At 32.8% G+C, this 19,105-nt stretch carries 19 protein-coding genes; 15 read left to right on the top strand and 4 right to left on the bottom strand.

Going from position 1 to position 19,105, the window contains the following annotated elements:
* Nucleotides 1-76 precede the first annotated feature (76 nt).
* The 5 genes from J5Y03_RS04170 to J5Y03_RS04150 all read left to right on the top strand — a co-directional run bounded on the left by J5Y03_RS04170 (nt 77) and on the right by J5Y03_RS04150 (nt 8,397).
* A complete protein-coding gene (locus tag J5Y03_RS04170; RefSeq protein WP_209402827.1) occupies nt 77-2,947 on the top strand; it encodes an Ig-like domain-containing protein in 2,871 nt (956 codons plus the stop codon).
* A gap of 300 nt (nt 2,948-3,247) precedes the next feature.
* The gene (locus J5Y03_RS04165) at nt 3,248-4,627 is read left to right on the top strand and encodes a methylmalonyl-CoA mutase family protein (RefSeq protein WP_209402825.1); all 1,380 of its coding nucleotides are present in this window, start codon (nt 3,248-3,250) and stop codon (nt 4,625-4,627) included.
* A complete protein-coding gene (scpA, locus tag J5Y03_RS04160) occupies nt 4,627-6,693 on the top strand; it encodes a methylmalonyl-CoA mutase (protein ID WP_209402823.1) in 2,067 nt (688 codons plus the stop codon). The genes J5Y03_RS04165 and scpA overlap by 1 nt, the downstream gene beginning before the upstream one ends.
* Nucleotides 6,686-7,675: a methylmalonyl Co-A mutase-associated GTPase MeaB gene (meaB, locus tag J5Y03_RS04155; protein WP_209402821.1), complete on the top strand. Its 990-nt coding sequence runs from the start codon at nt 6,686-6,688 to the stop codon at nt 7,673-7,675. The genes scpA and meaB overlap by 8 nt, the downstream gene beginning before the upstream one ends.
* A gap of 284 nt (nt 7,676-7,959) precedes the next feature.
* Entirely contained in the window at nt 7,960-8,397 is a 438-nt protein-coding gene (locus tag J5Y03_RS04150; RefSeq protein ID WP_209402819.1) for a BrxA/BrxB family bacilliredoxin, read from the top strand.
* A 44-nt stretch (nt 8,398-8,441) separates the two neighbouring features.
* On the opposite strand, the gene J5Y03_RS04145 is transcribed toward J5Y03_RS04150, so the two are convergent.
* Nucleotides 8,442-8,636, bottom strand: a complete 195-nt coding sequence (locus J5Y03_RS04145; protein ID WP_209402817.1) for a hypothetical protein — start codon at nt 8,634-8,636, stop codon at nt 8,442-8,444.
* Between the two features lie 138 nt (nt 8,637-8,774).
* Between J5Y03_RS04145 and J5Y03_RS04140 the strand changes: the two genes are divergently transcribed.
* The 7 genes from J5Y03_RS04140 to J5Y03_RS04110 all read left to right on the top strand — a co-directional run bounded on the left by J5Y03_RS04140 (nt 8,775) and on the right by J5Y03_RS04110 (nt 14,568).
* Nucleotides 8,775-9,278: an NUDIX hydrolase gene (locus J5Y03_RS04140; protein ID WP_209402815.1), complete on the top strand. Its 504-nt coding sequence runs from the start codon at nt 8,775-8,777 to the stop codon at nt 9,276-9,278.
* A gap of 505 nt (nt 9,279-9,783) precedes the next feature.
* Nucleotides 9,784-10,563 carry a transporter substrate-binding domain-containing protein gene (locus J5Y03_RS04135; protein WP_209402813.1) on the top strand — a complete coding sequence of 260 codons (780 nt, stop codon included), beginning with the start codon at nt 9,784-9,786 and terminating at the stop codon, nt 10,561-10,563.
* A gap of 89 nt (nt 10,564-10,652) precedes the next feature.
* Nucleotides 10,653-11,312: an amino acid ABC transporter permease gene (locus J5Y03_RS04130; protein ID WP_209402811.1), complete on the top strand. Its 660-nt coding sequence runs from the start codon at nt 10,653-10,655 to the stop codon at nt 11,310-11,312.
* Nucleotides 11,305-12,027: an amino acid ABC transporter ATP-binding protein gene (locus J5Y03_RS04125; RefSeq protein WP_209402809.1), complete on the top strand. Its 723-nt coding sequence runs from the start codon at nt 11,305-11,307 to the stop codon at nt 12,025-12,027. The genes J5Y03_RS04130 and J5Y03_RS04125 overlap by 8 nt, the downstream gene beginning before the upstream one ends.
* A gap of 233 nt (nt 12,028-12,260) precedes the next feature.
* Entirely contained in the window at nt 12,261-12,497 is a 237-nt protein-coding gene (locus tag J5Y03_RS04120) for a hypothetical protein (protein WP_245208731.1), read from the top strand.
* Between the two features lie 587 nt (nt 12,498-13,084).
* Nucleotides 13,085-14,053: an aromatic acid exporter family protein gene (locus J5Y03_RS04115; protein WP_209402807.1), complete on the top strand. Its 969-nt coding sequence runs from the start codon at nt 13,085-13,087 to the stop codon at nt 14,051-14,053.
* Nucleotides 14,054-14,061: 8 nt separating this feature from the next.
* Nucleotides 14,062-14,568 carry a L,D-transpeptidase gene (locus J5Y03_RS04110; protein ID WP_407648395.1) on the top strand — a complete coding sequence of 169 codons (507 nt, stop codon included), beginning with the start codon at nt 14,062-14,064 and terminating at the stop codon, nt 14,566-14,568.
* A gap of 93 nt (nt 14,569-14,661) precedes the next feature.
* Here J5Y03_RS04110 and prli42 read toward each other — a convergent pair whose 3' ends face one another.
* Nucleotides 14,662-14,754, bottom strand: coding sequence for a stressosome-associated protein Prli42 (prli42, locus tag J5Y03_RS04105; protein WP_245208730.1), 93 nt, complete (start codon nt 14,752-14,754; stop codon nt 14,662-14,664).
* 144 nt (nt 14,755-14,898) lie between these two features.
* Between prli42 and mce the strand changes: the two genes are divergently transcribed.
* From mce to J5Y03_RS04090, 3 genes are all read left to right on the top strand, one after another.
* Complete coding sequence (gene mce / locus J5Y03_RS04100; protein WP_209402803.1) at nt 14,899-15,309, top strand: methylmalonyl-CoA epimerase; 411 nt, start codon at nt 14,899-14,901, stop codon at nt 15,307-15,309.
* Nucleotides 15,302-16,843 carry an acyl-CoA carboxylase subunit beta gene (locus J5Y03_RS04095; protein WP_209402801.1) on the top strand — a complete coding sequence of 514 codons (1,542 nt, stop codon included), beginning with the start codon at nt 15,302-15,304 and terminating at the stop codon, nt 16,841-16,843. Before mce ends, J5Y03_RS04095 begins: the two co-directional genes overlap by 8 nt.
* A gap of 146 nt (nt 16,844-16,989) precedes the next feature.
* Nucleotides 16,990-18,108: a M20/M25/M40 family metallo-hydrolase gene (locus tag J5Y03_RS04090; protein ID WP_209402799.1), complete on the top strand. Its 1,119-nt coding sequence runs from the start codon at nt 16,990-16,992 to the stop codon at nt 18,106-18,108.
* A 57-nt stretch (nt 18,109-18,165) separates the two neighbouring features.
* Here J5Y03_RS04090 and J5Y03_RS04085 read toward each other — a convergent pair whose 3' ends face one another.
* Nucleotides 18,166-18,567, bottom strand: a complete 402-nt coding sequence (locus tag J5Y03_RS04085; RefSeq protein ID WP_209402797.1) for a thiol-disulfide oxidoreductase DCC family protein — start codon at nt 18,565-18,567, stop codon at nt 18,166-18,168.
* Between the two features lie 24 nt (nt 18,568-18,591).
* Nucleotides 18,592-18,954 (bottom strand): globin domain-containing protein, encoded by a 363-nt coding sequence (locus tag J5Y03_RS04080; RefSeq protein WP_209403138.1) that lies wholly within the window; start codon nt 18,952-18,954, stop codon nt 18,592-18,594.
* Nucleotides 18,955-19,105 lie beyond the last annotated feature (151 nt).

Below are 19,105 nucleotides of genomic sequence, written 5' to 3'. Positions count from 1 at the left end.
TAGTGGTGATAGGAAGAAAGGGAGTTTTTTAAACTCCCTCTTCTATCTACCAACCAAATTGCAAGGAGTGAATGCTTTGAAGAAAAATCTAATAGTCACTTTAGCAACACTACTTTTACTAATTGGAAATGTATTACCAGCATTGGCTGCAGGTAATGTTACGATCGATTTCAATACAGATAAGGAGAACTATACCGCTCAGAGTAAAATCCTTGTAACAGGGACGGTTTTAAAAGGAACAGAAGCTGGAAGAGGGACAAGCCCAACTTTAATGCTAAAAAATGAGTCAGGTGATCCAATTGAGGTATACCAATGGAAAGATTCAGAAATATCTTCTGATGGTACAATTTCAAAAACAATTACATTAGGAAAAAAATTAGTAGATGGAGCCTATGTGATTATAATTTCTGCTCTAAATACACAAGTTTCAAAGACTATACATATAACTGGATATGGTTCTAATCCAACACCAACACCTCAAAAAGAACTAAGCATTAACACTGATAAATTTGATTACAAGCCTGGTGAGAAGATTGAATTAACAGGTACAGTAAAATCTGGAGACTTGCCACAAAGTGGTGTGGATATAACGATTACTTTTAAAAAAAATGGGGAAAAAATTGGTGCAGACGGAAAAGTAACAAGTGTTAGTGATGGGACATTCCATTATTCATATCAGATTCCTTCTGATACTACAACTGGAAAATATTTAATAAGTGCATCATTGGCAGATGGTAGTCAGAAAGAAATTTATGTAAATGTTGAATCGACACCAGCTCCTCAAAAAGAATTAAGTTTTAATACTAATAAATCTGATTACAATTCCGGTGAAACGGTTGATATATTAGGTACAGTAAAATCTGGAAATATGCCACAAAGTGGCGTAGATGTTACAATTGTTGTTAAAAAAGATGGGACAAAAATTGGTGCAGATGGAAAAGCAACAAGTGTAAGTGATGGGACATTCCATTATTTATATCAGATTCCTTCTGATGCCACAAGTGGAAAATATTTAATAACAGCATCCTTGGCGGATGGTAGTAAAAAAGAAATTAATATAAATGTTGCTACACCAGCACCTCATTACGTTCTAAATATGAACACTGATAAAGGAGATTATAAGACCGGAGACAATGTTAAAATATCAGGAAATATTACAGCAGGAAGTACTCTACAAAGTGACGTAGAACTTATAATTAATGTTGAAAAAGAAGGAAAAACAATTTTTACAGATGAAAGTGTAAAAAGTGGAAAAGATGGAAAATTCTATTATTCTTATAAGATTCCAGCAACTAGTGAAGCTGGAAAATATACAATAAAAGTGTCATTATGGTACGACAGCAGTACGAGTGTATCGAAACCAATTAACGTAAGTATTAATTCAACACCACCAACGCCAGTACCAGATCCAATACCACCAACACCAACACCAGATCCAACACCAGTACCAATTCCTAAACCAGTAGAAGCGCCGGTTCCTCCTGATGTAAATAAAGTAACATCAGAGAGCACTGTTATCACAGGAAATGCTGAATTGGGAACTACGATTGCGATTACAGATAAGAAACAATTAACAATAACTGGAAAAACTGATGCAAATGGTCATTTCTCGATTTCTTTAAGTAATAAATTTAAGGCAGGAACTATTTTATACGCAACAGCGATAAAAGAAGAGAGATTAAGTAAGGAGACCATAATCGAAGTTGTTGAGGCTGGAGACAGAACAACTCCAGATGCCCCAAAAGTAAAGGATTTATTGGATATTGATAAATTTATAAAGGGAAAAGCTGAAGCTGGCTCAAAGCTTACAATTAAAGTAGGTAGTCAAATCATAGCGACAGGTACAGCAGACCAAAATGGAGAGTTTTCTATTCCTATAAAAGAGCAAAAAGCAGGAACAGTATTAATTGTAACTGCAACAGATAGTACTGGAAACGTAAGTAAGGAAACTTTAGTTGAGGTAAAGGATACTACCCCACCGGAAATGCCATCAGTAAGCCGAGTGACTTATAATGAAATTTCAGGAAAAGCTGAAGCTGGTTCAAAGATTACAATTAAAGTTGGAAGTCAAATCATTACGACAGGTACAACAGATCAAAATGGAGAGTTTACTCTTTCAATAAAAGAGCAAAAAGCAGGAACAGTATTGATTGTAACAGCGACAGATAATGCAGGAAATGTTAGTAAGGAAACTTTTGTTGAAGTAAAGGATACTACGCCACCAGAAATGCCATCAGTAAGCCAAGTGACTTATACTGAAATTTCAGGAAAAGCTGAAGCTGATTCAAAGATTACAATTAAAGTTGGGAGTCAAATTATAGCGACAGGTACGGTAGATCAAAATGGAGAGTTTACAATTTCAATAAAAGAGCAAAAAGCTGGAACAGTATTGATTGTAACAGCAACAGATAGTGCAGGAAATGTTAGTAAGCAAACGAGGGTTGAGGTAAAGGATACTACCCCTCCTGGTATTCCGTCTGTAAAAAGTGTGACTTCTACTAAAATTACAGGAAAAACTGAACCTGGTGCAAAGGTGACAATTAAAGTAGGAAACAAAATCATTGCAACAGGTACAACAGACAATAAAGGTATGTTTTCTATTCTAATGAAGGTTCAAAAAGCAGGAACAATATTAAATGTAACTGCTACAGACCGTGCTGGTAATGTTAGTAAGAACACTGTGGTTGTTATAAAGGATACTACTCCACCAAGTATACCGACAATCAGTAGTGTAACTTCTACTAAAATTACAGGAAAAGCTGAAGCAGGTACAACAGTATATGTAAAAGCAGGGAGAACTATAATTGGAGTAGCTACTGTAAATAGCAAAGGAATCTATTCAGTATCTTTTAAAAAGCAAAAAGCTGGTACAATCCTTTCTGTTTATGCAAAAGATAAGGCTGGAAATATTGGTAAATCGAAAATGGTAACAGTACCGAAAAAGTAATATTTATTATCACTAAAGGTTAAGTAAAAAAATAGGTTTACGGTATAAATTGGTTTCAATTTTCACTGGTGATTGCTGATATTTAGGTGAACAATTAAATAAAACTAAATTTAATAATGGAAGTGACTGTTCACCTTTTTATTGAGCGGTTACTTCTTTTTATTTTTGTTATATAGTTTTTCTAAGCTCACTAATTAATTTTTTATATGAAAGTGTTCGAAAATATTTAGAGTTTCTTTTCTGAAAGTTTGTACTATTCACTCTATACTATTATAATAGAAGTGTGGAGGGGGAATAAGGATGGGAAAAGTAAAAAGTAATTTTGATTTTGACAAGATCATAAAAGAAGACTGGATAAATGTGTTACCAAATGATCTTAATCAATATGTCAAAACAACATTAGAAGGAATAAATATAGAACCTTTATACGATCAAAGTAGTCAACCGTTGTTAAATACCATTTCAATTTCTAAGACAATCGATATTCAAGAGTATGAGATTTCGAATGATCCAATTAGTAATATAGTAAAAAAACTTTTTAATTGTGCGGAAGATAATGCTGGGGGAGTTCATTTTTTTGAAGAATTAAATCAACTCCAATCCGTTAATCATAGTACATTTTCTTCAGCAGCTTTTCATGAAATTGGAGCTAATCACATCCAAGAAATTTCCTACTTATTGGCAACGATTTCTGAACTACTTCATCAAGTTAAAAATAATAATGGTGATATAAGACAATTACTTCATACTGTTCAATTTGAACTGTGTGTAGATACTGATTTTTATATGAGTATTGCAAAAATAAAAGCATTTCAACTTTTAATTCCAATTGTACTTAAAGAATTTATTGAAAATATAGATTATCAAAAAATTATATACATTACAAAAACTTCTAAACGTACCTTAACAAATGAAGAAGAAACTTTAAATCTTATTAGAAAAACAATCGAAACAATCACTGCTTTTTTAAGTGGAGTTGATTTTGTAAGGATTGTTCCTTATGAAGAGAATGAGGAAGCAATTAGATGGACAAATAATATTTATAATCTTTTAAAATTTGAAAGTGGCTTATCAAACTATCGAACACTTTTGAATGGAAGTTACTATTTAGAAGAATTAACAAAACAGGTTGCAGAAAAGGCTTGGAATCAGTTTCTTGAAATAGAAGAAAAAGGTGGATTCGTTAATTTTGTTGATAGTGGTGAATTTTTCAAGGATATAAATCGAACTAACAAGAATCGTTTAAAACAATTTATGCTAGGTGATAAGAAAATTGTTGGAAATAATGCTTTTCGTCGAGTAGAACCATCAACTAAGTATTCACAAGATGATAAAACTTACATATTTCGAGATAGTGAATGGATTGAGAAATGTCATTTGTTACTGTCTACTAGTTGGGATTGCATCATTCTTGACGGTGCAAATGAAGAAGATCAAAAAATTAATGAGGATATCTTTAAAACTCTATCTTCGATTGGATTAAAAAATCAAACAAATGCTGATGTGATTTTTCTTGCAGGAAGTCAAGAATCTATGAAGCAATTTATTAATCAAAATAAAGATAAAACAGTCATTCAAATCGGTATTAATGATGGATCTGAAATACCCTATTCACTTTTACATATAACAGATTTACCTGATGTCATAGAAAAAATCCATTGTGAAAAGGGGTGGAATTAATGAGAGTTTTGTTTGATCAAAATCCATTACAAAATATAACAAATATTGATTCAGATGAACGAGCAATTCCATTAACCTATCCAGGATTTGTTCCTTATGTACGTGGACCTTATCCGTTAATGTATGCAACTCAGCCATGGACAATTCGTCAATATGCAGGTTTTTCAACGGCAAAAGAGAGTAATGAATTCTATAAACAAAATTTAGCCAAGGGACAAAAAGGTCTATCAGTTGCTTTTGATTTACCTACACATCGTGGGTATGATTCTGATCATGATCGAGTAGTTGGAGATGTTGGAAAAGCTGGTGTTGCAATCGATACAGTAGAAGATATGAAAGTACTATTCGATGAAATACCGCTTGAGAAAATTTCGGTATCAATGACAATGAATGGTGCAGTTATACCAATTCTAGCATTTTTTATTGTTGCAGCGGAAGAACAAGGAGTCTCGCAAAATACTTTAACTGGTACAATTCAAAATGATATTTTAAAAGAATACATGGTTCGTAATACATATATCTATAAACCTGAAATGTCAATGAGAATAATAGGAGATATTTTTGCGTATTGTGCTGAGAATCTACCCAAGTTTAATCCGATTAGTATCTCAGGATATCATATGCAAGAAGCAGGCGCTTCTCCAGAATTAGAGCTTGCATATACGATATTAAATGGTATCGAGTACGTTAAGACTGGTATAAACGCAGGGTTAAAAGTAGATCATTTTGCACCAAGATTATCTTTTTTCTGGGGAATTGGGATGGATCTTGTCATAGAAGCTGCCAAATTAAGAGCTGGACGATTGCTATGGGCACAAATGATGAAACAATTTGAGCCAACTAATAAGAAAAGTTTGATGCTTAGAGCGCATTGCCAAACATCTGGTTGGAGTCTAACGAAGCAAGATCCAATGAATAACGTTGCTCGTACAACAATTGAAGCGCTAGCGGCAGTTTTAGGGCAGACTCAGTCTCTTCATACGAATGCATTGGATGAAGCAATCGCTCTTCCTACGCCTGAGACTGCAGCAGTTGCAAGAAATACACAATTAATTTTGCAACATGAATGTGGATTAACAAATGTGGTTGATCCACTAGGCGGTTCCTATTTACTTGAAGAAAAGACGAATGAGCTTGTGCAAAAAGCACTAGAGTATATAGATGAAATTGAACAGCTTGGAGGTATGTTAAAAGCAATTGAAAAGGGAATTCCTAAAATGCGAATTGAGGAATCGGCAATTGCTAAACAAGCTAAGATTGATAGTGGAGAAGATGTAATTGTTGGAGTCAATAAGTTCCAAATTGTAGAAGAGGAAATGGATAATCTACTTTCAATCGATGCAAATGAAGTAAGAGAAGAACAAGTGAATCAATTGATTCAGATTAAACAAAATCGAGATGATTCAATTGTAGCAGGAAAATTAGAAGAAATTACGTTTTCTGCTCAAACTGGAAAAGGGAACTTGTTAGAATTAGCAATAGAAGCAGCTAGAGCTCGTGCGACTCTTGGAGAGATTACCTCTGCAATCGAAAAAGTTGCACCTAGACATTCAGCTCAAGTTAATACAGTTAGTGGGGTATATTCAACTGTGCATAATAATGAAAATGAAATCAATCGAATTCAACAGCTTGTAACTGATTTTTCGAATCAAGAAGGTAGACGTCCACGAATTTACATTGCAAAAATTGGACAAGATGGTCATGATCGAGGTGCAAAAGTTGTAGCCTCAGCATATGCTGACTTTGGTTTTGATGTTGATGTAAGCCCGTTATTCCAAACGCCAGCTGAAGTTGCGAGGGCAGCGGTTCAGTTTGATGTTCATTGTGTTGCAATGAGCTCGTTAGCTGGTGGACATAAAGAATTACTACCTATTTTAAGAGAAGAATTAAAGAAGTTAGATCGTGAAGACATGGTTATTATTATCGGTGGTGTTGTACCTGAACGAGATTATGAATTTTTATTATCAAATGGAGCAAGTGCAATATTTGGGCCTGGTACAATTTTGACCGAGGCTGCTGAGGAAATTATTACGATCTTATCAAATCAAAACGAGTCAAATGAATAGAAAAAATCAGTTACCTCCAAACGAGATTGCTTATAAAATTCGTTCAGGTCACTTACCGTCATTATCACGTATGATTACTAGGGTTGAAAGTAATAGACTAGAAGATCAGAATTATGCAAATGATGTTTTAAATGAATTACTGCCATACACGGGGAATAGCCTACGAATAGGAATTTCAGGTATCCCTGGTTCAGGTAAAAGTACATTTATGGAAGCGTTTGGGACAAAACTTTGTGAACAAGGAATGAAAATTGCCGTTTTAGCAATCGATCCTAGTAGTCCTTATTCAGGAGGGAGTATTTTAGGAGATTCAACGAGAATGGAAAAATTGACTCAGCATCCAAATGCATTTGTTAGACCATCTCCTTCTAATGGAAGACATGGTGGCCTTCATTCGAAAACGTTCGAAACAATGCTATTATGTGAAGCAGCAGGATATGACATTGTTTTTATTGAAACAGTTGGTGTAGGACAGAGTGAAGGGGAAGTACGTGAATTAGTAGATTTCTTTATGCTACTAACAATTGCAAGAAGTGGTGATGATCTACAAGGAATAAAGCGAGGAATATTAGAGCTTGTAGATTATATTATTGTTAACAAATGTGATGGTGAGTTAATAAGAGAATCAAAACAAACGGCTATTTCTTTGAAACATTCTTTACAATTAATTAAGCCACCTACGAAAGAATGGTCTCAAAGAGTTATTACATGTTCTTCGATAAATGGGAATGGATTAGATCAAATTCAAAATGATATCAATCAATTTTTTGATCACATTAAACAGAATGACTTCCTTTCTCAAAGGAGAGTAGATCAAAAGAAAAATTGGTTCCATCGCTCAATAAAGCAAACCATCTTACATTCGATTTATTCGGATGAAACAGTGCGTAATATATTACTTGACCAAGAAATAAAATTTTTAAATAATGAAATCGGACTAAGTGAAGCGTCTAAAAAAGTGTTGAATAGCATATATCGGTAGAGTGAAACTTAATTCAGATGAATCGTTCTTCATCTGAATTTTTTTTATCCCGCATTAACGGGCAATAAGATCCCCAACTCAAGATTCAAAGAGAAACGAGTAAGGTAGTTGGGAGATAACTGCCCGAAAAAGCCCGATTGGGGTTTAATCATCAGTGGGGGATGAAGAAACCTCCACTGATGGAAGTTTCATTTTAAAACAAAACCTTAAGAGGAATATCAAATAGTTGAAGGGATATACTCTAATTGGTAAGATGTTAGTAATGAAGAAAGGAGCTTGAACAAATGAGTATGAATTTTAATTTTTTCATGAATGATGTTGTTCATACAGCCCGCCAAGAAATTATGGCAGCTGGATATACAGAGTTGAAAACACCTGAGGAAGTTGATGAAGCACTATCTAAAAAAGGAACTACCCTTATAATGGTAAATTCAGTATGTGGATGTGCAGGGGGGATTGCTCGCCCAGCAGCAGCACATGCTGTTCATTACGATGCTAGACCAAATCAATTAGTTACTGTATTTGCAGGTCAAGATAAAGAAGCAACTGCAAAAGCTCGTGAATATTTTACTGGTTATGCACCATCTTCTCCTTCTTTTGCTTTACTAAAAGACGGTAAAATAGTGAAAATGATTGAACGTCACGAGATTGAAGGTCATGATCCAATGCAAGTTATTCAAAAGTTACAAGGTTATTTTGACCAATATTGTGAAGAAGTATAAAATGAAAAGAGGCTACCTAAGATTTTTAGGTGCCTCTATTTTAATTACTTAAGTAAGTAGTGTAAGAATAGTATTAAGACTGAAAATGAGATAATTGAAAGTAGCGTACTAATGATAATTAATTGAAGGGCATCCTTATAACCAGTTGGATCAAAGGTAACTCGATAAGCAAAGGAAGAAAGTAAACGCTTTCTATTTTTTTTATATTCTTCAAATGAAATAATATTTGATTGTTCCATCAATTGCCCCCCCTACTATTATTAGTACTTAAAAGTTACTAAATATAATTATAAAATATTCTGAAAATTTTGTGAAGATATAAAAAATGTATTTTTATAGAATTTATATGGAAAATTTATGAATAACAGGAGTTTAGTATGATTAAATATACCTTAGCCTTTATAAAACGCAATAATGAGTTGTTAATGCTAAATCGAATAAAAGCACCAACAATGGGAATATGGAATGGAGTTGGTGGGAAAATTGAAAAGGATGAGTTACCGATACAATCGATCCAAAGAGAGATTGAAGAGGAAACAGGGATTAAAGTAAAACTAGAGGATATAAAAGAAAAAGGGCTTGTTACCTGGAAAGATGAGAAAGGTACAATTGGAGGAATGTACTTATTTTTAGCAACTATTGATGCGAACCTTTCTTATAATACCCCTTTGCAAACTGAAGAAGGAATTTTAGATTGGAAGAAAATTGAGTGGGTTTTATCGAAAGAAAACCGTGGAGTTGGAGAACTGATTCCAATATTTTTACATAAAGTTATTCACGAAAATGAAAGCTTTCACTATTCAACGACATATGAAGGAAATTTTTTAAAAGAGGTTCAAATCGAAAAAATAGTAAATAATGAAATGGTAATGATCCCTTAATAATAGTAAGGGGTCTTTTTATTGGCTCTTTTTTAAATATTGTTGTTTTTAGATTTTGTAACTTAAAAGACAGAAGTTGATTGGAATGGAAGGATGAAGGGCTCCTATGGGAGATGCGGGAAAGCTGAGACCCCACAGGAGCGTATGCGACGAGGAGGCTCAGCTCACGCCTCAAGGAAAGCGAGCATCCTGGAGTGGAATTCAACTTACACATACTGAAATAGAAAACAATCGACACCAATTTGTTTTTATGCTTTATTATGAATAAATATTAAAAATGTGTTATTGAGATATTTTTTTTAATTTCACAAAAAAGACTATTATTATTGGTTTTTTATATAATTTTTAGATATTTTTTTAAAAATATTAAAAATAGATATTGCATAAATATGAAAATGTGTTAATATTCATTACATGGAATAATTATTCAAACGAAACACAATATCGTATTACAAGAAAATCTATTAAAAATAAATAAATTAACAAAAAATAGGGGGAACAAAATATGAAAAAGTATGTAGGACTTATTACAGCAGGAGTATTATCAATTGGAATGCTAGCAGGATGTAATAATGCAAATGGAGCAAATGCAAAATCTAGTAAAACATTAGTTATGGGAACAAGTGCAGACTATAAACCTTATGAATATGTTGACACAACAAAAAGCGATAAAATTATTGGATTTGATATAGATTTAGCAAATGAATTAGCAAAACGAACTGGATATAAAATTGAAGTGAAAGATCTTGATTTTAATTCATTAATTACGGCCATGAAAGGTGGAAAAGTCGATATGGTCATGGCGGGTATGAATGCAACGCCAGAACGTAAGCAAAATGCAGATTTTACACAACCTTATTTCTCAGATAAAAATGAAGTGATTGTTAAAAAAGGTTCAAATATTAAGAGTTTAGCAGATTTAAAAGGTAAAACAATCGGAGTACAAGCTGGTACGGTTCAAGAATCGATCGCAAAAGCAGTTGCTAAAAAAGGTGGATATACAGTTCAAAATAGAAATCGTGTACCAGAATTGATTGAAGAATTAAAGGCTGGCAGATTTGATGCAGTTATTATTGAGCAAAGTGTTGCTGCAGGATATTTAAATAATTTAAAAGATTTAAATGGAGTATTAATCAATGATTTCATCGATAATACAACTGGTTCTGCAATTGCGTTTCCGAAAAATAGTCAATTAACACCAAAATTTAATGAAGCAATTACTGAAGTTAAAAAAGATGGAACGTTAAATAAATTAGTTAAAAAATGGTTTGGAATTTCAAAATAATTCTACATGTATTTTAGTAGATTGGTAACCTAAAAACAGTTTGCTGAATTCAAAGGTTGCTATAGATTAAATAAAAGGAGTACAACAAAATGAATTTGAATTTTTCGCAAATTGTAAGTTCAATCCCTTTTATATTAGGAGGGTTAGGTCTAACATTAGAAATTGTTATTGTATCAATATTATTAGGTCTTGTTTTAGCAATAGTATTAGCGTTTATGAAAATTAGTCGTTCGAAATTGTTAATTTTCATTGCAGATTTCTATACTTCGATTTTCCGAGGAACACCAATGGTATTACAATTAATGATCATTTATTTTGGTTTACCTCAAATTATTGGATTTGATATTCATCAGTTTCCAGCAGCAGTATTGGCATTTGGTTTAAATTCAGGTGCATATGTATCAGAAATTATTCGTGCAGGTATTCAGGCTGTTGATAAAGGACAAAAAGAAGCTGCAACTGCACTAGGAATTCCATATCGCAAAATGATGGCAAAAATTATCCTGCCACAGGCCATTAAAAATATTTTGCCTGCATTAATGAATGAATTCATCTCGTTAACGAAAGAATCTGCAGTAGTTACAGTAATCGGTGCATCAGATTTAATGCGTAGAGCTTATTTAGTTGGTGGAGATTTATATTCTTATATGGAGCCACTTATATTTGTAGCAGGGGTGTATTACGTACTAGTAATGATCTTGACACTTCTTGGTAAAATGCTAGAAGGGAGATTAAGAACAAATGATTAAAATAAATAATTTAGTTAAAAACTTTGGTAAAATAGAAGTTTTAAAAAATATTTCTACAACGATTGAAGAAGGGTCAGTTGTTGCCATAATTGGTCCTTCTGGCTCAGGAAAATCAACATTTTTAAGATGCATGAATTTATTAGAATCTCCGACTTCTGGTGAAATTTTTATTAATCATGACGAAATTACAGATCCTAAAATCGATATGATGAAAATAAGAGAAAACGTTGGGATGGTTTTTCAACATTTTCACTTATTCCCTCATATGAGTGTTTTAGAAAATATTACGTATGCTCCAATAAATGTTAAGGGAATCAGTAAAAATGAAGCAATGAAAATAGCCGATGATTTACTTGATAAAATTGGGCTAAAGGATAAAGCCAATGTATATCCTCCTCAATTATCTGGAGGTCAGAAACAACGTGTAGCTATTGCTCGTGCATTAGCAATGCAACCAAACATTATGTTATTTGATGAACCGACTTCTGCTCTTGATCCTGAAATGGTTAAAGAAGTACTGGATGTAATGAAATCACTCGCACATACTGGAATGACAATGATCATTGTGACACATGAAATGGGCTTTGCGAAAGAAGTAGCAGACCGTATTCTATTCTTGGATGAAGGAAAGTTAATAGAGGATGCTAATCCAGTAGAATTTTTCTCTTCACCAAAGACAGAACGTGCAAGTAGCTTTTTGGAGAAAGTTTTATAATTAATGGAAAAGGGTAAGTATGCAGAAAAAGTTTCTGTTTACTTACTCTTTTTTGTTGTAAAATCAACAATTCTAACTATTTGTTGAATAATATGAAAATAAAAGAAGCATAGAAAGAGGTTTTTCGAAACAAAAGAGAGAAACGATATTTTACACATAAAATGTATTATGAACTTAAAATAATTTTTGTCTCAAAAATAAAATAAATCTTAGTGTTTAATGGAGGGATTAAGTTGTTTGAATTTATTATGTTTATTATGTTTATTCTTATTACGCTACCTTTTTATGGAATATTAATATGGTCGTATTTTTACCCTGAAGAAAGTTTCTTGTGGGGGAAAAGGTGGATGTATAGTGAAGAACCTGAACCGTCTGAGGATGCAATTATATTTATTAAAATAAAATCGATTATTGGTATTATATTAGTGACCTTTATACTAATCATTGGAGGATTTAATATTTTTAATTAATAAGATTATTAGTCAATAATTAAGTGATATCTAATGCTCAGTGAATAAACTCACTGAGCGTTTTTTTGTACTGGTGGATGAATATAAAAAGAACTTTTAGAAAAGAATTATGGAATATTTTGTAAAGGCTCTTTTTTTTAAGATTGTTTTTTTAGTTTTTGTAATTTAAAAGACAGAAAATGATTGGAACGGAAGGGTGACGGGCTCCTGTGGGAGATGCGGGAAGGCTGAGACCCCACAGGAGCGATAGCGACGAGGAAGCTCAGCTCACGCCCCTAGGAAAGCGAGCATCCTGGAGTGGAAATTACAAATACTGAAAAGCAACAATGTATACGAAAACAGCCTTTGTAAAGGTTCTTTTACTATCCATTTTCAATATAATATTTTATCTAGTTTTTCAAATAATAATAAAAGGTAGGAACAGATTTTTGATGAATTTTGTTCAATTATGAAATTTTTTTGAATTAATGGCATCATTCGATCATAAATGTTCAAATTTCTAGTAATGATTATTGCGAAATAATCTATTTACTTTTATATTTGTGAGGAAATCCTTTCAATTATGATGTAGTCAACTAGGTGATGAAATGTTTAAAATAGGTTCTCGCGTTATTAAAACAGCACTTGGAAGTGCAACAGCTATTTTTATAGCCCAATCATTAGGTCTAAATTTTTATTCTTCAGCAGGTATTTTAACAATTTTATGTATTCAACCGACTAAGAAAAGATCGCTAGAAACTTCAATAAGGAGATATTCTGCTTGCGTAGTCGTTCTTGTCTTTTGTTATTTCTTTTTCTCCGTATTTGGATTCAATCCTTTTGGAATAGCGCTATTATTACTGTTTTTTATTCCAACTTTAGTCATGTTAAACATTCAAGAAGGAGTGATTTCTAGCTCGGTAATAATGGTACATATTTATTCGTTACAAAAAATCTCACTACATATTGTACTAAATGAACTTTATGTCATTTCAATTGGAATTGGGGTTGCTCTTCTCTTTAATTTATACATGCCGAGTTTAGAGCATAAGGTTAATCTTTATAAAAAAGAAATTGAAAATGGATTTATTTTAATTTTAGATGCGATCTCTGTCTTTTTAAATTCGCCAGAAGAAAAATTTGATTTAAAAGAGGTAAATCAAATCGAAAAAAAGATAGGTATTGCAAAGAGGATATCAAAGCTTGAAATAGATAATCATTTTTTTCGTTCCTCAAATGATGAAGATTATGAATATGTTGCTATGAGAGAAAGACAATTAGAGATATTGAAAAGAATTATTAATTCATTAAAAATTGTCAAAAAAGAGAATGAACAATCTAAAATATTAAGTGATTTCTTCCACGATATTTGTTTCTCATTAAACCCAAATAGCACAGGTATTATCTCGTTACATCAATTAGATGAACTATATGAAATGTTCCGTTCAATGCCTTTACCGAAAAACTCAGATGACTTTGAAACGAGAGCTGCCGTTCTTAATATAATTCATGAAATGGAAAATTTTTTAGTAGTAAAAAAGAGGTATGTGGAGAAATATGTTAATAAAAGTAGGTGATGATTTGTATGATAAAGTTTATGCTAGCAATTATGATCATCATAAATCCATTATGGCCACTAGGTGATAATCCAAGAGCTGGTGATCCATTTATTATCATAAACAAAAGTATCAATAAATTAGCTTTTATTAATGAAGGGAAAATCCAAAAAGTATATTCCGTTGCAACTGGCAAAACACCTAAATTAACTCCAGAGGGTTTGTTCAATGTAGTCTTTAAGGTGAAAAACCCTTATTTTAGAAAGAAAAAAATTCCAGGCGGAGATCCTAGAAATCCATTAGGCTCAAGGTGGATTGGTTTTGATGCAGAAAATACAGATGGCACGATCTATGGAATCCATGGAAATAATGATCCAACCTCTATTGGAAAATACATCTCTAATGGTTGTGTTCGAATGAGAAATGAAGAAGTAAACGAGCTTTATGAAAAAGTACCAATTGGAACAAAGGTATTTATTGTAAATACAAGTAAGTCTTTTGAACAATTAGCAAAAGAAAAAGGTGCAATCAGATAGAGCGTAAAAAAAGGATAGCAGCAACGTAATCGTTGTTACTATCCTTTTTATTATGATCTTATATGATTCTCTACAAAAGAAAAGTTTGTTATTTTATAGAAATGCTGCAATACCAGCTAATAGTGATGTAGCAAGAATTGATACAAGCATCACAATAACAAAGAATTTTTGCATTTTTTTATTCATGATAAGGAATCTCCTTCATTAATGTGTATTTTTTTACAGAATTTTTATTTTTGTCAGAAAATATCGTTTTATTTTGCTAACAATTCTAGTACAATTTTAACATACGAATAGTACAAATGAATAGTTTTTATAGGGGGACTAGCTATGATTTCAAATATTGATCACATTGCCATTTGTGTAAAAAATATTAACGAAAGTCTTTCACAATATGAAAAATTAGGTCTTAAATGTACACATCAAGAAACTGTTGACAGTCAAGGGGTTAATGTTGCATTTTTTCCTACAAATGGGACAAGTATTGAATTAATCGAACCATTTGAATGTAATAAATCCTTACAATCTTTTTTGCAAAAAAGAGGAGAAGGGTTACATCATATTGCATTTGAAGTTCAGAATATTGAAACAACAATTGTGGATTTAAAGGAAAAAGGTGTTCAACTGATTAATGAAACACCTCAAAAAGGAAGCCATGGATCTAAGATTGCATTTATTCATCCAAAAGCATTTGGCATGTTAATTGAACTTGTTGAAAAAGGGGATTTCCAAAATGAATAAGTACGAAGCTATTTATAATTTATATGATCGTAAAGCAGAAATAGAGTTAGGTGGCGGAATCGATCGAATTGCTAAGCAACATGAGCGTGGGAAATTTACAGCAAGAGAACGGATAGACATGTTATTAGATGAAGGATCATTTGTGGAACTCTATTCTTTTGTTCAGCATCGCTGTACAGAATTTGGTATGGCAGATCAAGACGGAGCTTGTGATGGAGTAGTAACCGGGTATGGAAAAATAAATGGTAGAACAGTTTTTGTTTTTTCCCAAGATTTTACTGTATTCGGTGGTGCACTTGGAGAAATGCACGCAAAAAAAATAAGCCAGTTAATGGATTTAGCAGTACAAAACAAAGCACCGATTATTGGACTGAATGATTCTGGAGGTGCAAGAATCCAAGAAGGCGTACTGTCATTAGATGGCTATGGACACGTCTTTTATCGTAATACAATTTATTCTGGCGTTGTTCCCCAAATATCTGTCATAATGGGACCTTGTGCTGGTGGAGCAGTATATTCTCCAGCAATTACTGATTTTGTCATCATGGTAAAAGAAAGTAGCCAAATGTTTATCACAGGACCTAAGGTTATCGAAAGTGTAACTGGAGAAATTATTTCTGCAGAAGAATTAGGTGGAGCAAAAGTACATAATGAAGTAAGCGGGAATGCTCATTTTCAAGCAAATAATGAACAGGAAGCTTTAGACTTAGTACGCGATCTTTTATCTTATTTACCTCAGCATTGGGAAGAAAGTTTACCGTTATCTGAAGAGAACCAAAAAGATTGTTCAGAATTGCTTAATCATATTCCAGAAGAATCCAATCGCCCATATGATGTTAAAAAGATCATAGGTGACTTAGTTGATGATGAGTCATTTTTAGAAGTACAAGAACATTTTGCGAAAAATTTAGTAGTCGGATTTGCTAGATTAAATGGAAAAGTAGTGGGACTTGTATGTAACCAACCAAAAGTAATGGCGGGTGGACTAGATTTACATTCATCTGATAAAGGTGCACGATTTATTCGTTTTTGTGACTCCTTCAATATTCCACTTATTACATTTGTTGATGTAACAGGTTTTTTCCCTGGTGTAAAACAAGAGCATGGTGGAATTATTAGACATGGAGCTAAGCTTTTATACGCTTATTCAGAGGCAACTGTTCCTAAAATAACTGTTATTACGCGAAAAGCGTACGGCGGGGCATACGTTGCTTTAAATAGTAAATCAATCGGTGCTGATATGGTCTTTGCATGGCCGAATGCAGAAATTGCAGTAATGGGCGGTGCTGGAGCAGTTAACATTCTTTATGGAAAAGATATTGAAAAAAGTGAAAATCCTAATCAGTTAAGAGAAGAGTGGATTCAAACATATACTGACACATTTTTAAACCCATATGTAGCGGCAAGTTATGGATTAGTAGATGATATCATTGATCCAGTTGAAACGAGAGAGAAATTGATTCAAGCATTAGATCTATTAAAAAATAAAAGTGAACATCGTCCTATGAAAAAGCACGGGAATATTCCGTTATAAGAATTTTGGAAAAGTCTAAATTTCGATATATTGTAAATTTTTAATGAATAACTTAAATAATGTTTTATACTGTATTATAAAGAATGCTATGTGTTATTATAGCATTATAAGATTTTTTACATACATATGATGGAGGCGTAGAAAACATGGTAAATGAACAACGCTTAGTTGATGAATTTTTAGAATTAGTACAAGTTGATTCTGAGACAAAATACGAGGCTGAAATTGCTAAGGTTTTAAAGAAAAAACTTGAAGATTTAGGGTTTAATGTTTTTGAGGATGACACAATGGGAATTACTGGTCACGGTGCTGGTAACTTGATTTGTACGATTCCTGCAACAAAAGAAGGAGTAGATGGTATCTTCTTCTCATGTCATATGGATACAGTAACTCCAGGTAAAGGAATTAAACCATCTATCGTTGACGGTAAAATTGTAACTGATGGTACAACAATTTTAGGTGCTGACGATAAAGCAGGAATTGCAGCTTTCCTTGAAGCAGCAAAAATTTTAAAAGAAAAAAATATTGAGCATGGTGAAATTCAATTCATTATTTCAGTTGGTGAAGAATCAGGACTTCACGGTGCAAAAGCAATTGATCCTAAATTAATTACAACTAAATTTGGTTATGCTTTAGATAGTGATGAAGAAGTAGGGAACATTATTGTTGCTGCTCCAACACAAGCTAAAGTAATTGCGAAAATTTATGGAAAAACTGCACATGCTGGTGTTGCACCTGAAAAAGGTGTTTCTGCAATTACAATTGCTTCAAAAGCGATTTCTAAAATGCCATTAGGTCGTATTGATGAAGAAACTACAGCAAATATTGGCCGTTTTGAAGGCGGATCTGCAACAAATATCGTATGCGATTACGTTCAAATCCTTGCAGAAGCTCGTTCATTAATTAATGAAAAAATGGAAGCCCAGGCTGCTAAAATGAAAGCTGCTTTTGAAGAAGCTGCAGCTGAAATGGGTGGCAAAGCTGAAGTGGAAGTTATTGTAATGTATCCAGGTTTCAAATTTGGAGAGGGAGATCATGTAGTTGAAGTAGCAAAACGTGCTGCTCAAAACATTGGTCGTACACCTGCATTAAAACATAGTGGTGGTGGATCTGATGCAAACATTTTTGCTGGCCACGGATTACCAATTGTAAACCTTGCTATTGGATACGAAGAAATTCATACTACAAATGAAAAAATGCCTGTTAAAGAGCTTGTGAAAACTGCTGAGTTAGTTATTTCGATCATTGAAGAAGTAGCTAAATAATTAAATAGTTCTACACAAAGAAACCCGTACTAGAAAATTACTAGTACGGGTTATTTACTATATTAAAAAGCGCTTTTTTATCTCTTTTGTAGGAACCATGCAAGTATCAATTTTACCGAACAGACGATAGCGATTTTTCGCTACTAGTTTATAAACAAAGTCTCTTATTGGCTTTGGAACTAAAATAAACGCATAAAGAAATTTCCATTTCCACTTTAACTGTTTAACAATTTTTAATGCAGCAGTTGAATAGATAAAATAATGTTCGTTTTCAAGTAAAACGAGAGAATCAACATTATTTAATTCTGGATGATTTTGAAGGAATTGACTACCAAATTCTGATTGTAATGGTGCAAAAAGAAATTTTTGTTTAACGTCTTGTTTAATGATAAAGTTAACGGATCCATTACAGAACTGGCATACTCCATCGAATAGAATGATCTTTCGACTTTCTTTCATATCATCTTCTCCAATTTTCTCTATCTATTCTTGGTTTACCATATGATATGCTACATTTTTTAACTGGCCTAATAAAGGGATTTTTATTTCATCTTCAAGTCCTACATCATTCATAGCTCTTTCCATACAATCAAGCCAATCATGTGCACGTTCGATCGTAATTGGAAATGGTAAATGGCGAGCTCTCATTCGTGGATGTCCTCGTTCCATGCTATAATATTGTGGTCCACCTAAATATTGAGTTAAAAACAGTTTTTGTTTTCTAGCAGTCTCTTCCCAATCGCCAGGAAAAATAGGAGATAATTTCTCGTGTTTTGAAACATATCCGTAAAAAGTATCAACAAGCTCCTCTAGTTTTTCTTTTCCTATATATTCATACATTGTCATATTTTGTTCATTACTCAAATGATTTCATTCCTTTCTATAAACAAACATATGTTATATCATCTATTTTAATTTAAAGTTATTATCTTTCAATTTTTTCTTTATTTATGCTACTTTAATAATACATACTCATCATATCTTTTTTTCGTTTTTA

It is taken from the genome of Gottfriedia endophytica, from assembly GCF_017814275.1.
Taxonomy (GTDB): domain Bacteria; phylum Bacillota; class Bacilli; order Bacillales; family Bacillaceae_G; genus Gottfriedia; species Gottfriedia endophytica.
Note: the sequence above shows the minus strand (reverse complement) of the source record. Positions and strands in the feature narration are given on the sequence as shown.

Bases quoted from the DNA above. Each gene is read 5' to 3' on its own strand.
- J5Y03_RS04165 (WP_209402825.1), top strand. From the start codon at position 3,248: ATGGGAAAAGTAAAAAGTAATTTTGATTTTGACAAGATCATAAAAGAA.
- scpA (WP_209402823.1), top strand. From the start codon at position 4,627: ATGAGAGTTTTGTTTGATCAAAATCCATTACAAAATATAACAAATATT.
- meaB (WP_209402821.1), top strand. From the start codon at position 6,686: ATGAATAGAAAAAATCAGTTACCTCCAAACGAGATTGCTTATAAAATT.
- J5Y03_RS04150 (WP_209402819.1), top strand. From the start codon at position 7,960: ATGAGTATGAATTTTAATTTTTTCATGAATGATGTTGTTCATACAGCC.
- J5Y03_RS04145 (WP_209402817.1), bottom strand. From the start codon at position 8,636: ATGGAACAATCAAATATTATTTCATTTGAAGAATATAAAAAAAATAGA.
- J5Y03_RS04140 (WP_209402815.1), top strand. From the start codon at position 8,775: ATGATTAAATATACCTTAGCCTTTATAAAACGCAATAATGAGTTGTTA.
- J5Y03_RS04135 (WP_209402813.1), top strand. From the start codon at position 9,784: ATGAAAAAGTATGTAGGACTTATTACAGCAGGAGTATTATCAATTGGA.
- J5Y03_RS04130 (WP_209402811.1), top strand. From the start codon at position 10,653: ATGAATTTGAATTTTTCGCAAATTGTAAGTTCAATCCCTTTTATATTA.
- J5Y03_RS04125 (WP_209402809.1), top strand. From the start codon at position 11,305: ATGATTAAAATAAATAATTTAGTTAAAAACTTTGGTAAAATAGAAGTT.
- J5Y03_RS04115 (WP_209402807.1), top strand. From the start codon at position 13,085: ATGTTTAAAATAGGTTCTCGCGTTATTAAAACAGCACTTGGAAGTGCA.
- J5Y03_RS04110 (WP_407648395.1), top strand. From the start codon at position 14,062: ATGATAAAGTTTATGCTAGCAATTATGATCATCATAAATCCATTATGG.
- prli42 (WP_245208730.1), bottom strand. From the start codon at position 14,754: ATGAATAAAAAAATGCAAAAATTCTTTGTTATTGTGATGCTTGTATCA.
- mce (WP_209402803.1), top strand. From the start codon at position 14,899: ATGATTTCAAATATTGATCACATTGCCATTTGTGTAAAAAATATTAAC.
- J5Y03_RS04095 (WP_209402801.1), top strand. From the start codon at position 15,302: ATGAATAAGTACGAAGCTATTTATAATTTATATGATCGTAAAGCAGAA.
- J5Y03_RS04090 (WP_209402799.1), top strand. From the start codon at position 16,990: ATGGTAAATGAACAACGCTTAGTTGATGAATTTTTAGAATTAGTACAA.
- J5Y03_RS04085 (WP_209402797.1), bottom strand. From the start codon at position 18,567: ATGAAAGAAAGTCGAAAGATCATTCTATTCGATGGAGTATGCCAGTTC.
- J5Y03_RS04080 (WP_209403138.1), bottom strand. From the start codon at position 18,954: ATGACAATGTATGAATATATAGGAAAAGAAAAACTAGAGGAGCTTGTT.